We start from the raw sequence: 15,248 nt of genomic DNA on the forward strand, positions 1-15,248 counted from the left end.
TTGCAAAAAAACTTTTAATTAGATAATAATTTAGGTGGGAAATAGAAGTAGAAAGAAAAAAACGCAGTCACAATCACACGAAAAAGACCTGCAAAGCGTAGTCTTCAAGTGAGAATCTGACTGCATTATTGGATTTAAATTTATTTTTGTTGTGCCGCGATAGTCTGTTCGAGTTCTTCAAGAGCGGTTTGGATTGCAGCAATTTCTTTCTCCATCCGTTCTCTATTTGGCTCAGTAGACTGTTGCCATTTTTCAACAGAATCATTTATCCCTTCAATTGCAGAGGGAACAGTTTCACGTGATTCTTTCTTCAAATGTGAAATGGATTCTTTTAAATCAGCAACTTTAACTTTTACATCTTTAAACATCTCTTTCATGTCGCTGGAAGCGCTTTTTACAGATGTTCGTAGTTGTCTTCCTGATTGCGGTGTTGAATATAATACCGTAACCGCAGCCGCGACTGAACCTGCTGCTAGTCCGGTGAAAAATGTAGATGCTTTCATTCTAAAATGCACTCCTTCCTGTATATGAATAGTATTCCTTACTATAGTTTAATTAAAACACTTATAAGGTTTCTGAGCAATCAAAAAAAGCTTTCCTCTTGTAGACGGAAAGCTTGAGTAGTCATTTTAATTGGATAATGCAGTTTTGAACGAAGATCGTTTTACCAGGTTTGTAACGATTGGATAGATCAGGAAAAAGGCAACTGCGTTCATTGCAACAGCTGGAAGTACAACTGTTAGGAATAAAACTGAAAATGGTAGATTTATGTTGAATATGAAAATTGCGACTGAAAGGAAAATAGTTCCTGATAATAGTGTACCGAGCCCTGCAACGACAGTAGCGGCTGCTAGGTTGCTAGCAATCTTTTTGAAGGCGATAATAACCAGATAGACTACAAATGCAGTTACTAATTTATCGATAACATTCGGGATTAGACTTCCTGGAAGGGATGAAAACATTCCAGATAGGATACCATTTGTCATTCCTAGTAAAAATACACTACGTACTTCCGGAAATAACAATATGCCAATAAACATCATTGTAAGCATGAAATCAGGCTTCATTCCACCGGCAATTGGGGGAATGATTAAATATAATGCGGTACCCACAGCAGTCAATAATGACATCAACACAAGATTTTTTGTTTTCATTTCTAATCTCTCCTCGGCTCATCTAGTATTTTAGTTTTTCTTGACGTATCCTCATGATCGGCAACGAAAAACTTATTACAAATATTACACTGTTTTCAGAAACTTTGCAAGCTTAACTTCTCAACTTTGTACGGATACTTTGTGCAATTTCCTGAATGCGTTCTTTGTCTGATTCTGCTTCATTTGTCTCAAATGTCGGTTGGAACCCATCCGTTTCATCGTAACGAGGGATAAGGTGCAAGTGAAAGTGAAACACGGCTTGACCGGCGGGGGCACCATTGTTTTGGAGTAAATTCATTCCTGAAGGTTTGAACTCATCTTTTAGTGCGTTGGCAATTTTCGGAACAACCGAAAACAGCTGGGCCGCTTCTTCCGAAGTTAAATCATAGATGTTTTCGCGATGTGTTTTAGGGATGATTAGGGTATGCCCTTTCGTTACAGGCATAATATCCATGAAAGCGATTACGTGCTCATCTTCATAGATTTTGACGCTAGGGATGGTGCCTTCAATGATTTTACAAAAAATACATGCAGTCATTTCGTCACTCCTTTTCATGAATGGGACAAGTGTAGCATATTTTTAACTAGCAGCTGCATGAAGTAGAAAGCTTTTTGCACAGTATTTTGCTAAAATGAATTGAAGAATGGAGGTTGGGTATGGAAATTCTTGAATTGAAAGACGTATCAGGAGGCTATACACGCAAGCCTGTCCTGCATGATTTATCCTTTAACATCGGACAAGGTGAGCTAGTAGGTCTAATTGGGCTCAATGGGGCGGGTAAAAGTACGACTATTAAACATATTATTGGATTGATGAATCCCCATAGCGGAGAAATCCGAGTGAATGGGGTGACGTTCAGCGAGGATTCCGAGAGGTATAGAAAGGCGTTCACTTATATTCCAGAAACGCCAATTCTTTATGAAGAGTTGACGCTCAAGGAGCATCTGGAGTTAACGGCAATGGCGTACGGTCTTGATAAAGAAGTGTTTGATGCTCGTTCGGGTGAGTTATTGAAAGAATTCCGTATGGAGAAACGTTTAAACTGGTTTCCTGCACATTTTTCAAAAGGGATGCGCCAAAAAGTAATGATTATGTGTGCATTTCTCGTTAATCCTTCTTTATATATTATTGATGAGCCATTTGTAGGTCTTGATCCGATTGCTATCAAATCTCTGTTGGAACAGATGACGGAAAGAACAGAAAACGGGGCTTCCATCCTCATGTCGACCCATGTTTTGTCGACCGCGGAAAAACATTGCGACAGGATCATTTTGCTGCACGAAGGACGAGTGCGGGCGGAAGGGACGATGGATGACTTGAGAAAAGCATTCGGACGACCAGGAGCATCATTGGATGACTTGTATATTGCGATGACAGAGGATCATGACAATGAACAATTTGCGTGAAATATGGGGTTCTCGGTTCGTCCATTATATAACCGAACTTCAAAAGTATTTGAAGTATGTATTTACGGGACACTTGGCAATTGTTCTTGTTTTTACAATTGGAGCGGGGGGATACACGTATAGTGAGTGGCTAAAAGAAGTGCCAGCAGACTTTCCAGCGGCTCTACTGACGGCTGTCTTACTTGGTGCTGTCCTTGCTATATCGCCACCCGTGACACTCTTGAAACCGGCAGATACAGTATACTTTTTGCCGCTAGAAAATAAACTAGGTTCTTATATAAAACGATCTTTAAGTTGGAGCTTTTTCTCACAATTGCCATTGCCTTTTATTCTTTATATAGTGGCACTCCCGTTACTTTCTGCCACGGGGACTGGAACGAAAACAGAATTCATCGCCATCGCAATCTTCATAGTGCTTATTAAGTGGGCATTCGTTGAGTCGGAATATAATTTCAGACATGTTTTAGAAGGAGATAAGGTCTGGTTGGATAGGGCCGTGCGGTTTTTATTGGCGGGAATACTTATTTATGCTTTCCTTGTAGGAAGTTTCCTTTACATTCCAGTTATTGCAGTCCTTATCGGAATGTACAACTTCTACTGGCGGAAAAAGAGGATGGTAAAGCCTTTCCCATACGATCACTTTATTTCACTTGAACAGAATCGTATGATGCGGTTTTACCGGTTCGCTAACTACTTTACGGACGTTCCGCATCTGAAAGGATCCGTTAGTAGAAGAGGTTGGCTTGGATTTATAACAGGTTCTCCCACTTTCGGCAAGAGTGTTTCACAGACCTACCTGATTAAGCGTACATTTATTCGAACCGATGATATTTTTTGGTTATGGATGAGGTTGACTGTAATTTCAGCACTTGGTGCAATATTCATTCCATTCCCAATCGTTGTATTCATTTTCTCAGGGGCGCTTGCATTTGCCTCGGCAGTTCAGCTTATTTATGCATTGCGTGCGGGGGATGATTTCCGAATGGATATGCTGTTTCCTGAGAAGGAAGACACGCGACCTGGCTCAATTAGGAAAATCGTTCGTTCGGTTCAATGGATTCAAGCAGCAGTTGTTACAGTTGCTTCCCTATATCTTTATGGAGTCTCGACAATACCATTTCTAGTAGGGGCTGTCATTCTCATTACTTCTGAAGCTACTATTAGATTGACTGGGGAAAAGAAGGAAGATGAATAAGGTCAATTCATCCCGTTTGTAAGTAACTGCAGACGGGATTTATCTTTTGTGAAAGATTAAAAATAGAATATTCAAAAAACCCTTGCAACTTCTCTCTGAAATTAGATATACTATATAAAAGGCATCAGGGGTGAGAGCGATGGAGAACAACTATTCATATGCCGAGTTTTTGAAGGCCGTCGGAAAAAACAGTTCTTCGCTTCAAGCGGAAAAGTTGTTGAATGAAATTTATTTGGATCTTTTCTTAAAACATTTACACAGGGAGCAGACAAAGTATCGACTCGCGGTTTTAATTGATGCAGCACTCGATTGTCGGGATGAAAGCGCCTTCTTATTGTATTCAGAAAGACTTGTTAAAATTGAAGAGAATGATTGAAAAGTGAGTTGACGCTACATGTTGAATAGACATGCAGCGTTTTTTTCGCTTTAATTGGAAAATAAATCCATTGAAAAACGTATGTTCGCTTTTTGCTCGTCAAAAGATGGGTAAAGTGATAAGATAGAAGTAGTATATATGGGAGTGACTTCGATGAACCAAAAATTTAATTTGCAAGCCCCTTACACTCCGCAAGGCGATCAGCCGTATGCAATTGCGAAGCTTTTGGAGGGTCATGAACGGGGAGAGAAGCACCAGACTTTACTCGGTGCAACTGGAACCGGAAAAACATTCACAGTCTCGAACGTCTTAACAGAAATTAATAAACCAACACTTGTCATTGCCCACAACAAAACACTTGCTGGTCAATTATATAGTGAATTTAAAGAGTTTTTCCCTGATAACGCTGTTGAGTACTTTGTCAGTTTCTATGATTACTATCAGCCGGAAGCATACATCGCTCATACAGATACCTTCATTGAAAAAGACTCAAGTATAAACGATGAAATTGATAAGTTGCGACACTCAGCTACATCTTCTTTATTCGAACGGAATGATGTACTAATCGTCGCTTCCGTCTCATGTATTTATGGTCTCGGTTCCCCAACAGAATATAATGAACATGTAGTATCGCTACGACCGGGAATGGAGATTGGACGCAATGAGTTGCTCCGTAAATTTGTAGATATTCAATACGAACGGAATGATGTAAGTTTTACACGCGGTACATTCAGGGTGCGCGGCGATGTTGTCGAACTTTTGCCAGCTTCACAGGATGAACAATGCCTCCGCATCGAGTTTTTTGGCGATGAAATTGAACGCATTCGTGAAGTGGATTCACTTACTGGTGAAATCCTGGGTGAACGAGAACATGTTGCCATTTTTCCAGCATCCCATTTCGTTACGGGTGATGACAAAATGGTAAAGGCAATTGAAAACATTGAAATCGAACTAGAAGAACGTTTGAAAGAATTCCGTAGTCAAGATAAGCTTTTAGAAGCGCAGCGCCTTGAACAGAGGACGCGATATGACCTTGAAATGATGAGGGAAATGGGCTTCTGTTCTGGTATAGAGAACTATTCCCGCCATTTGACACTTCGTCCGCCGGGGGCAACACCCTACACGCTCCTTGACTATTTCCCAGATGATTTCCTAGTCATTGTAGATGAAAGTCATGTCTCACTTCCTCAAATACGTGGAATGTATAACGGTGACCAGGCAAGGAAGAAAGTACTTGTGGAACATGGTTTTCGTTTACCTTCAGCGCTTGACAACAGGCCGCTGACTTTCCAGGAATTTGAAGGTCATGTACATGAAGCTATTTATGTTTCTGCAACACCCGGTCCTTACGAAATTGAACATACACCCGAAATGATTCAACAAATTATTCGTCCAACAGGTCTACTGGATCCGACGATTGAAATCCGTCCAATTAATGGGCAAATAGATGACTTGATTGGTCAAATTAGAGAACGGACGAAAAATAACGAACGGGTACTTATTACGACATTGACGAAGAAAATGTCAGAGGATTTAACTGACTACCTAAAGGAAATTGGTATAAAAGTACAGTATCTTCATTCTGAAATCAAGACGCTTGAACGAATTGAAATCATTCGGGAACTGAGAATTGGAACATATGACGTGCTAATCGGCATTAACCTTTTGAGAGAAGGAATCGATATTCCGGAAGTATCACTTGTTGTGATTCTAGACGCGGATAAGGAAGGATTCCTTCGTTCCGAGCGTGCACTCATCCAGACGATGGGGCGTGCAGCACGTAATTCGAATGGTCACGTCATCTTGTATGCCGACCGAATGACGGATTCCATGACGAAAGCGATTGATGAAACCCGTCGACGCCGTGATATTCAAAGAGAATATAACGTGAAACATGGCATAACACCGACAACTATCAAGAAAGAAATTCGCGACGTCATCCGTGCAACGCTCGTATCTGAAGAAGCAATTACTTATCTAGAAAAGGTGACACAAGGCAAGAAGCTGACGAAGGACGAAAAAATGACACTTTTAGTAACTCTGGAGAAAGAGATGAAAGAAGCTGCAAAAGCACTCGACTTCGAACGTGCTGCTGAAATAAGGGATACGATCTTGGAGTTGAAGTCTGAAAGGTAGGATTTTATGAAAAATAAAGAAATTGTCATACAGGGCGCACGTGCGCATAACTTGAAAAATATAGATGTGAAGATTCCTCGTGATCAACTGGTCGTTATGACCGGCCTTTCCGGTTCCGGGAAATCTTCACTTGCTTTCGATACAATTTACGCTGAAGGGCAAAGAAGGTACGTTGAATCCTTGTCCTCTTATGCCAGACAGTTTTTAGGACAAATGGACAAACCTGACGTTGATGTTATTGAAGGGCTATCGCCCGCGATTTCAATAGATCAGAAAACGACAAGTCGTAATCCTCGTTCTACTGTCGGAACTGCAACTGAAATATATGATTATCTACGACTTCTCTATGCACGTGTAGGGAAACCAATCTGTCCAATTCATGGAACAGAAATCTCATCGCAGACAATTGAGCAAATGGTCGATCATCTGATGAAACTGCCAGATCGTGCACGAATTCAAGTGCTTGCACCGATTGTTTCGGGTCGAAAGGGAACGCATGTCAAACTGATTGAAGATATAAAGAAACAAGGTTACGTGCGTATACGTGTAAATGGTGAAATCATTGACTTGGATGACAATATCGAATTGAACAAAAACAAGAAGCATACAATAGAAGTCGTCATTGACCGGATTGTCATTAAGGAAGACATAGCACCGCGTCTGAGTGACTCTCTTGAATCGGCTCTTCGGCTCGCTGAAGGAACTGTAATGGTTGATGTTATGGATGGAGAAGAAATCCTGTTTAGTGAACACCATGCTTGTCCATTATGCGGGTTTTCAATTGGTGAATTGGAACCGAGAATGTTTTCGTTCAATAGTCCGTTTGGTGCTTGTCAGGAATGTGACGGGCTAGGGACAAAGCAAGAGGTAGATCCGGAGTTAGTGATACCAGATCTAACACTCACCTTAAAAGATAATGCAATTGTTCCATGGGCTCCGACAAGTTCTCAATACTATCCGGAACTTTTAAAAACTGTCGCAGATCATTTTGGCATAGCCATGAATGTGCCGGTTAGTGAATTAGCACAGGACGACCTTGATAAACTATTAAATGGTTCAGACGATGAAAAGATCCGATTCCGTTATACAAACGAATTCGGGGGAACGCGGGATAACAACATTTATTTTGAAGGTGTTTTAGCAAATGTGGAACGCCGTTTTAAGGAAACATCATCTGATTATATACGTGAACAAATGGAGAAGTACATGTCACAGCGACCATGCCCTACGTGTGCAGGTTATCGATTGAAAAAGGAATCACTCGCGGTCAAAGTAAACGATGTCCATATCGGGAAAGTGACGGAACTCTCCATTGTTGAAGCAGACCGGTTTTTCAAAAACCTTGTACTATCTGAAAAAGATACACAAATCGCGAAACTCATTTTACGAGAAATCGAAGAGCGGATTGGATTCCTTATTAATGTAGGACTCGACTACTTGTCGCTTTCAAGAGCAGCGGGAACTCTTTCTGGAGGAGAAGCGCAACGAATTCGATTGGCAACACAAATTGGGTCGAGACTAACAGGTGTCCTCTACATTTTGGATGAACCATCAATAGGACTCCACCAACGTGATAATGATAGGCTGATTAGTACACTTAAAAGTATGCGTGATATTGGCAACACACTAATCGTCGTTGAACATGATGAGGATACAATGATGGCGGCTGATTATTTGATAGATATAGGACCAGGTGCAGGTGTCGCAGGCGGAGAAATCGTTTCTGCGGGTACGCCTGAACACGTGATGAATGATCCGAAATCACTGACAGGTCAGTATCTAAGTGGCAAAAAATTCATACAGCTGCCTTTGGAACGACGTAAACCTGATGGCCGTGAAGTCGTTATTAAGGGCGCTTCTGAAAATAATTTAAAAAATGTAAATGTAGATATTCCGCTAGGGCAATTTATAGCGGTTACAGGCGTCTCAGGTTCAGGGAAAAGTTCACTAGTCAATGAAGTACTCTATAAAGTACTTGCCCAGAAACTGAACAGATCAAAGCAGAAGCCGGGACAATATAAAACTGTAACTGGTCTTGAGGAACTTGAAAAAGTTATTGAAATTGATCAATCGCCAATCGGACGTACGCCTAGGTCCAATCCTGCGACCTACACGGGCATGTTCGATGATGTCCGGGATGTTTTTGCATCGACGAATGAGGCAAAAGTTCGGGGATATAAAAAAGGTCGTTTCAGCTTCAACGTTAAGGGTGGTCGCTGTGAAGCATGCCGCGGTGATGGGATTATTAAAATAGAAATGCACTTCTTACCAGACGTTTATGTACCATGTGAGGTTTGCCATGGAAAACGATATAATCGTGAAACACTGGAAGTAACATATAAAGGGAAAAATATTGCGGATGTTCTAGCTATGACGGTGGATGACGCATTATTGTACTTTGAAAATATTCCAAAGATAAACCGTAAACTTCAAACAATTGTAGATGTGGGGCTAGGTTATATAAAGCTTGGACAGCCTGCGACAACATTGTCAGGTGGTGAGGCACAACGTGTGAAACTGGCATCTGAATTGCATAAACGCTCAAACGGAAAGTCGTTCTATATCCTTGATGAGCCGACCACCGGTTTGCATGTCCATGATATTGCCAAATTACTAGTTGTGTTACAGAGACTTGTGGATACGGGCAATACTGTGCTGGTAATTGAACACAACCTTGATGTGATAAAAACCGTTGATTACATTATTGATATAGGTCCTGAGGGCGGTGACAAAGGCGGAAAAGTTATTGCGACAGGTACTCCTGAAAAAGTAGCTGAGTCTAGCGTTTCCTATACAGGATACTATTTAAAACCGATTCTTGAGCGGGAAAGAAAAAGGATGGAGATTATGATTGGGGATGCTGAAAAAGTTGTGAAATGAAACTTTTTTCACATCTGTTCGTATATATACTTAGATGTAAATTTACGGAGAAATCCGAATCACCACCATACTAGGAGGAGTAATTATGCAAACTGAACGGAAACGGATTTTAACAATGTTGGAAAACGGTACAATCACGACTGACGAAGCATTGACACTTCTAGAAACATTGGGACAGACGAACCAACCAGCAACTGCACAACCAATAGAAAAGAAAACATATGAGTCTAACGAAGAACCTATGAGCCAAAAACAGGATAAGGTTGATCCGTTCGAAAAAGTAGAACCAAACGCTGAGAATAAGGAACAGGGACATCCTTCAATGGATGAATTCCTTGAGGATTTACGAAAAGATTTCTCAAATGTCGGGGACAGGTTTATGCAATTCATGCAGACTGCCGTACAAAAAGTGAAAACATTTGAATTCGATTCACCGTTTGGAAATTCTCAAACATTCACCCATACGATGGCCAAGAATGCTAGCGGTATCGATAAGGTAGTGATTGATGTCGACAATGGTAAAGTAACAATTCACACTGGTGAAACGGAAGAAGTTCGCGCAGACTTTACGGTGAAAAGTTATAATAGTGAATCAGAAGAAAAAGCCAAAAAAGATTTTCTTGAAAAATTGTTGTTCGTTAACGATGAAGGGAAAATTAGACTTTCAAGTGATATGAAAATGGCACAAGTGAATGTTGAATTATATATCCCGAAAAAAGACTATGCAAAAATATCCGTCCAATTGATGAACGGTTCGTTTAAGATGAAAGACGCAACAGCGGATAAGGTGCGTGTAAAGACTGCGAATGGGAAAATTGAGATTGCAGAATTGACGTTTAAAAACGGTGAATTTGAAACGGTGAATGGTGCAATCGCATTAAACAGCGTTACGGGTAATACGATTGAAGCGGAAACGCTGAATGGCCGAGTGTATATCGACGGGGCTGTGAAAGATGTAGAAGCACAATCCCTAAACGGACATGTCGTTGTTACAACAACGGATCCTGCCGCAGAAAAAATTGAAGCAAAAACAATGAGTGGATCGGTTGAAATTTACATTCCCGCTGGCTCTGCCTTATCAGGTGAAATCGCGTCCAACATGGGTCGCCTTGACCTTCAGCTGGATGATGTCAATCGGACTGTTGAGCAAGAACAATTGTTGCAACGGACAATTCGCTTTAAGAAAGACGTGGAAGGAAATACATCACCCCTTCATATCTTTGGTGAAGCAAAAACGGGTTCTGTGCTTGTTTGTTATAATGCGAAAAAAGAATAGATTAACCAGAGTTACTGAAAGAACAGTTGTGCACCGGTTTATAGGTGCAACAACTGTTCTTTTTTAATGGATAGAATTAGAAGTCCTGCTAATACCGCTTCTGCGCCTTGTGGATGCCTCCCGCGATAAGCCGGAAAGAAGACCAGGGAAGGATTGAACTGTATCCTCCATCAGTCTTATCGCATCAGCTACAACGAATTCGCTCCGCAGGATGGCCTATTTAGGAAAGCGTATTTCGCATTTTATGATTAAGCCGAAAACACCCGTGACTTCAGTCGTGGGAGGTTCATTGTAAAAATGCCTCTGTTGTTTTAACTGTTGCATCAATACACATATGTGAAATCATTCCACAAACGAGAAATTCATTAATGTCTTGTTCTTGTAGTATTTCATGTAAGTTTGTATTGAAGAAGCTATTTGGCATATGTTTTACAATGACTGTCTCGCCTTTTAATGGGCGTACTGACTCATGAATTTCGACACCTTCTGTATTTGGATGGAAAAAAGGAACGACTTCACCTTCTGTGATATGCTGTACAGGAAAGATTGGTGAGCCTGTTTGTCTGAAGTGTGTTAGCAATTTCGCCGCATTTTGTGCTGCTTGATCCGGGTTTGTTAAAGACATCTTTCCATTTGGAAAATAATCATTTTGAATATCAATCACTAATAAAGCTTTTGTCATTTTCTTTACCTCTTCATTTTTTATAGTATAATAATAATCGGAATTAATTGGATTTTCGATGATCTTATGAAACACCATTATTGAAAACAATTTCACTGTGAAAGGAATTACTATGCAAATTGATTCAATTGATATTCAAATACTACAACAATTAAATGATAACGCTCGTATACAATGGAAAGATATCGGTGTGAAAATTCATATGACAGGACAAGCTGTTGGCAATCGCGTAAAAAAAAATGGAGGATAACGGGATCATTCAAGCTTATTCTATCGTGATTGATGAATTGAAGATGGGGTTTCCTTATACAGCCTTTGTCCTCATTTTTATGAATGCTCATACGCATGATGATTTACTGAAATTTATTGATGTTCGTAGTGAAATTACCGAAGCGCATCGTGTTTCGGGAGATGCTTGTTATCATTTGAGGATTACGGTTGGTTCACAAGATGTTTTAAATAATCTATTGAATGATTTATTGAAATACGGAAACTATCAGCTCTATTTGTCTATTAAGGAAGTAAAAAAACGTTATAATGCCACATTAGAATCTAGCGAAAAATGCTCTTCTGGTCCTCATGTATGAATGTAAAGACCGTTACTAAATTATGTGTAAAATAGCCCTAGCTTGGTACATATCATGTCCGAGCTAGGGATTTTTTTAGAGAAGATACACATCATGTTATTTGGGGATGAGAGCGTGCAAGGAGATTGTTCTTAATTAACTTTGTGAAGAATTAGACTTAAACTAACGAGTGCTTTACTTCAAGAAGGAGTAAAGCTTTTTTTCTTATTGAACTAACGAAGCAGGTTAGTTCAACAAGCATAGTGTGTTCGTACTGTAAATTATGTTCTTTTTTTCTTTTGAAACTTTTCTATCAAATAAGCGTATGCATTAATAAATACTACTTTTTGAGGTGATAATAATGGATGAACAAAAATTTATTTGCAAATTCTGCGGTAGTGATTCTTTTACTAGAGGGATAATGGATAACATTGTTAAGTTAAGACCAATCAAATGTATTTTCTGAATAATAGGGTAATATAGTTAAGAAGAGGGAAAAATAAACGATAGTGCTAATTTTAAAAAACTCATGGGAGTGATTGAGTTGAAACAGATTTTCCTATTGGTTACTTTAGTGTTTTTAATGAGTGGCTGTGTGGATGGGGAAAGATATAGTTTTTCAGTAAGTGGAGATAACTGGGATGCTCTTTATGAAGTAGTAGTTTCGAACGAAGTTGAGCAACAAGCTTCTGGGGAAATTAAGTATATAGGAGATAACAAAGCTCCAGAAACGATAGATTATAAAATTGAATATAATAATAAAAGCCAAGGGAATAGCGGAGAAGAAAGTCCATTGAAATATGGAGCTGTAAAATTTAAAAGTGTAACTTGCGGGAACTGTGAAATGATCCAAAAGGATGAAGAAATTGAAGTGGAAATAATGTGGGAGGGACAAACAGAAAAAATAATATTAACAACTGATAAGTGATAGCGCATTAAGCGGTGTCATTTTTTGCATAAAAAAACCACTCCTTAGCGTTCCAGATGGATATGTATTTTCACTAACGGATTAGATAATCGAAAAGAGGGAGTATAATGACGAATTATTATAATTTAGCATCAGACCAGAAATTGGGATTAGGTAATGCTTCTCTTGATTTTGTAGAGAGTGAACCATGGTTGATTCCAGGGTTTGATTACCCAATACAGGTAGAAATTTTTAGTGGAGTAAAAAAAGAGTGGGAGTTGCGTGAGTTATTACAGTATATTCGTAATCACATCGCACCTAGCTAACTTATTAAATTCAAATCAAGTTGAACTAAGAGGAGAGAAAAGTCTAATCTTACTATTACACGAGGTTGTTGACCCAACGCAACTTTTGCTGCAAGAAGAGCATTTGTTGACTATTAATAAAGTGTCAATCTCTCAATAATTCCTTGTGCACCTATTCTGCAATCTGGCCATATTGTGGAAAAAGGGGTGGGTAATATAGAAAAGATACAGCAAGTGATTGATTAAGGAATAGAGGATTGTCTACTATTGAAGTACTATTTTAAACGTAAAGGGGGTGGAAGACTAATGGTGAAAAAGTTGCTAGGTATTATTACAATAATTGGATTATTAATGGCTTGTAGTAACGAGGGGAATCAAACAAATAATAATCAAATTAGCGATGATACGAATAATCATGAAGAAGAAGTGGAAAAAGAAATTCCAGAAAATGATAAAAACCAATCGAATTCAAAAGATGTGGTTCAAGTTAATGAAACCAGCATGGAGATTCATACAGGCTCTACCGAAACAGTCATTAGAAAAAATGAAGGACAGGACCAGGAAATTAAAGTTATTAATTATCATATAACAACATATGGTATTGCTTATCAATTAGACGAGGTATTCGGTGTTCCTGAAGTGAGCAACAACCAAATAACTTATTCAAATCAATATGATGACTATAAGATAACGTTAGAGATGATAGAGCACGCAAATCTTGAAAAAGCTGTATCGAATCTGCAAGAAAGATTTGAAACAGAAGGATATGAAGAAAGTTTTGAAGAAGGTTATGAATTGAAAAGCACACCGGTTGAAGAAAATGGTTTGATAGGAAAAACACAATTTTATGGCGACCATCCAATGAAAGGATTTATTGCATATGAGATTGATGAACATGCACTAGTGATTACTTTTCAATATCCAATAGAAGGTGCAGATGCGATGGACCCGCTCTTAAAAGACTTACGAAAATCGATTCATGTACAATAATTATTTAATCAACAAAGCAGGTTTTTTCAATAAGAAGTCACGAAAGAGATAGATATTTATTTACAACAATCATTCCATTTTTACTATTTTTCTCTTTTGGTATATTGGTTGGCTTGTTGCTTTATCCAAAAAGCGTAGTCGTTAGTGAATTGGAAAGCATATTGCCTGTTGAAGTAATGGGTACGATAGCAATACAGGGCTGTCGATTCTGGTACAGAAGGAAAGGAAGAATTTCCTTGAGGGTTATGAGGACTATTCTTGCAGTAGTGCTAGTCATTTTATCTATTTGGGCTTTGATTACTGGTACTGTTACTAAAAGTTTCTCTCCCTATATGTTGTCAATTGTAGGGACAATAATTTTATTCAACGGGTTATCTGAATTGAAGTCGAAACGAAAAAAATGCGATTATCTCGTTTGTAACATCAGTATTTGTACTTTCAGTTTCAGCTTACATTTTCCTCCATTAACGGGTGCTTTCCTTCAAATAGGAGTTAAGCATCCTTTTCTTGTTCAACTAAAGAGGCAGATTAATTGAACAAGGGCAAATTACATTGATGCATTTTTGGTGAGATCGTAAGGTACGTCACTCTTCATCTATAATATATTGTGGTATGTCATTACCAATGATTTTTTTTGCAAAATCGATAAAAGGCTTTGAAACTACCCTCGGATTAGTATTAGTTTTTCGAACAATAAAATCTTCTGGTCCAAAAGTTGCTTGAGTTGACATATCCATGGCAAATCGTTGTGCGTACCTAATAGTTTCTTTATCATCTCTTGTATCATTCTCAACTAAACATATCAAGTTAACATTTTTTTCTATTTTTGAATTTTTATAAATGACTAAGTAACCCAAAACTTCTATCGTTCTTTGATCTACATAGATGCTAAAGTCATCAGAATCATTAATTCCTAAAATTTTTATTATGAAAAGGTCGAGTGAAAGAATAACTTTCAAATATTTTCATATTAACGCCTCCAATATTACCCATTATCATTATTATAGATACTATAACTATATTTCAAGTTAAAGAAGAGATAAGGGGTCATTCCTTGTTCAACTAACGGGTGCTTTAGTGGAACAACAGTAATGTTATTCTTATTAAACTAACAGGGCAGTTTATGGAGGGATAGAAATGGCAAGATTTACTGACGATTTAGCAGGAGCTATCTATGATTTCTTTAAGTTTATTTTCACGAGTATTTGTTATCTTTTTGTTGGAATGTTAATTGTCGGAGTCCCACTTTATCTAATTGCTTTAGTATTTAATATGTTGCACTAACGGGTGCTTTCGTATTATAAGGTTAACCAGTTTTTACTGGTTGACCTTATTTTTATAGGATTTAATATATCAGTAGCCAGGGTAGGACGT

14 protein-coding genes and 2 pseudogenes are annotated in these 15,248 nt (G+C 38.7%); 11 read left to right on the forward strand and 5 right to left on the reverse strand.

The features are described from left to right. Positions 1-140: 140 nt before the first annotated feature. The 3 genes from AC1TO6_RS19540 to AC1TO6_RS19550 all read right to left on the reverse strand — a co-directional run bounded on the left by AC1TO6_RS19540 (position 141) and on the right by AC1TO6_RS19550 (position 1,692). A complete protein-coding gene (locus AC1TO6_RS19540) occupies positions 141-503 on the reverse strand; it encodes a YtxH domain-containing protein (RefSeq protein WP_482103278.1) in 363 nt (120 codons plus the stop codon). A 126-nt stretch (positions 504-629) separates the two neighbouring features. Next, positions 630-1,154 carry a tryptophan transporter gene (locus AC1TO6_RS19545; RefSeq protein ID WP_482103279.1) on the reverse strand — a complete coding sequence of 175 codons (525 nt, stop codon included), beginning with the start codon at positions 1,152-1,154 and terminating at the stop codon, positions 630-632. A 112-nt stretch (positions 1,155-1,266) separates the two neighbouring features. Continuing rightward, positions 1,267-1,692: an HIT family protein gene (locus AC1TO6_RS19550; protein WP_482103280.1), complete on the reverse strand. Its 426-nt coding sequence runs from the start codon at positions 1,690-1,692 to the stop codon at positions 1,267-1,269. Positions 1,693-1,811: 119 nt separating this feature from the next. Between AC1TO6_RS19550 and AC1TO6_RS19555 the strand changes: the two genes are divergently transcribed. The 6 genes from AC1TO6_RS19555 to AC1TO6_RS19580 all read left to right on the forward strand — a co-directional run bounded on the left by AC1TO6_RS19555 (position 1,812) and on the right by AC1TO6_RS19580 (position 10,424). After that, on the forward strand, positions 1,812-2,561 hold the full coding sequence (locus tag AC1TO6_RS19555; RefSeq protein WP_482103281.1) for an ABC transporter ATP-binding protein: 750 nt from the start codon (positions 1,812-1,814) through the stop codon (positions 2,559-2,561). Beyond that, positions 2,545-3,756 (forward strand): ABC transporter permease, encoded by a 1,212-nt coding sequence (locus AC1TO6_RS19560; protein WP_482103282.1) that lies wholly within the window; start codon positions 2,545-2,547, stop codon positions 3,754-3,756. The genes AC1TO6_RS19555 and AC1TO6_RS19560 overlap by 17 nt, the downstream gene beginning before the upstream one ends. Before the next feature lie 139 nt (positions 3,757-3,895). Continuing rightward, positions 3,896-4,132, forward strand: a complete 237-nt coding sequence (locus tag AC1TO6_RS19565; RefSeq protein ID WP_482103283.1) for an IDEAL domain-containing protein — start codon at positions 3,896-3,898, stop codon at positions 4,130-4,132. Between the two features lie 153 nt (positions 4,133-4,285). Then, positions 4,286-6,268, forward strand: coding sequence for an excinuclease ABC subunit UvrB (gene uvrB, locus AC1TO6_RS19570; RefSeq protein WP_482103284.1), 1,983 nt, complete (start codon positions 4,286-4,288; stop codon positions 6,266-6,268). A gap of 6 nt (positions 6,269-6,274) precedes the next feature. Then, positions 6,275-9,148 carry an excinuclease ABC subunit UvrA gene (gene uvrA / locus AC1TO6_RS19575; RefSeq protein ID WP_482103285.1) on the forward strand — a complete coding sequence of 958 codons (2,874 nt, stop codon included), beginning with the start codon at positions 6,275-6,277 and terminating at the stop codon, positions 9,146-9,148. An 85-nt stretch (positions 9,149-9,233) separates the two neighbouring features. Then, positions 9,234-10,424, forward strand: coding sequence for a DUF4097 family beta strand repeat-containing protein (locus AC1TO6_RS19580; protein WP_482103286.1), 1,191 nt, complete (start codon positions 9,234-9,236; stop codon positions 10,422-10,424). A gap of 307 nt (positions 10,425-10,731) precedes the next feature. On the opposite strand, the pseudogene AC1TO6_RS19585 reads toward AC1TO6_RS19580, so the two are convergent. Beyond that, positions 10,732-11,106, reverse strand: a pseudogene (locus tag AC1TO6_RS19585) (cysteine hydrolase family protein); the annotation flags it as partial. A 112-nt stretch (positions 11,107-11,218) separates the two neighbouring features. On the opposite strand from AC1TO6_RS19585, the pseudogene AC1TO6_RS19590 reads away from it, so the two are divergent. From AC1TO6_RS19590 to AC1TO6_RS19605, 4 genes and pseudogenes are all read left to right on the forward strand, one after another. Continuing rightward, a pseudogene (locus AC1TO6_RS19590) lies at positions 11,219-11,693 on the forward strand (Lrp/AsnC family transcriptional regulator). A gap of 523 nt (positions 11,694-12,216) precedes the next feature. Next, the gene (locus tag AC1TO6_RS19595) at positions 12,217-12,600 is read left to right on the forward strand and encodes a hypothetical protein (protein ID WP_482103287.1); all 384 of its coding nucleotides are present in this window, start codon (positions 12,217-12,219) and stop codon (positions 12,598-12,600) included. 107 nt (positions 12,601-12,707) lie between these two features. Beyond that, a complete protein-coding gene (locus AC1TO6_RS19600; protein WP_482103288.1) occupies positions 12,708-12,905 on the forward strand; it encodes a hypothetical protein in 198 nt (65 codons plus the stop codon). A gap of 285 nt (positions 12,906-13,190) precedes the next feature. After that, the gene (locus AC1TO6_RS19605) at positions 13,191-13,874 is read left to right on the forward strand and encodes a hypothetical protein (protein WP_482103289.1); all 684 of its coding nucleotides are present in this window, start codon (positions 13,191-13,193) and stop codon (positions 13,872-13,874) included. A gap of 584 nt (positions 13,875-14,458) precedes the next feature. Here AC1TO6_RS19605 and AC1TO6_RS19610 read toward each other — a convergent pair. Next, positions 14,459-14,833 (reverse strand): hypothetical protein, encoded by a 375-nt coding sequence (locus AC1TO6_RS19610; protein WP_482103290.1) that lies wholly within the window; start codon positions 14,831-14,833, stop codon positions 14,459-14,461. A 178-nt stretch (positions 14,834-15,011) separates the two neighbouring features. Between AC1TO6_RS19610 and AC1TO6_RS19615 the strand changes: the two genes are divergently transcribed. Beyond that, positions 15,012-15,158: a hypothetical protein gene (locus AC1TO6_RS19615; RefSeq protein ID WP_482103291.1), complete on the forward strand. Its 147-nt coding sequence runs from the start codon at positions 15,012-15,014 to the stop codon at positions 15,156-15,158. Positions 15,159-15,248 lie beyond the last annotated feature (90 nt).

The sequence above is a fragment of the Sporosarcina sp. Y352 genome (assembly GCF_056786535.1).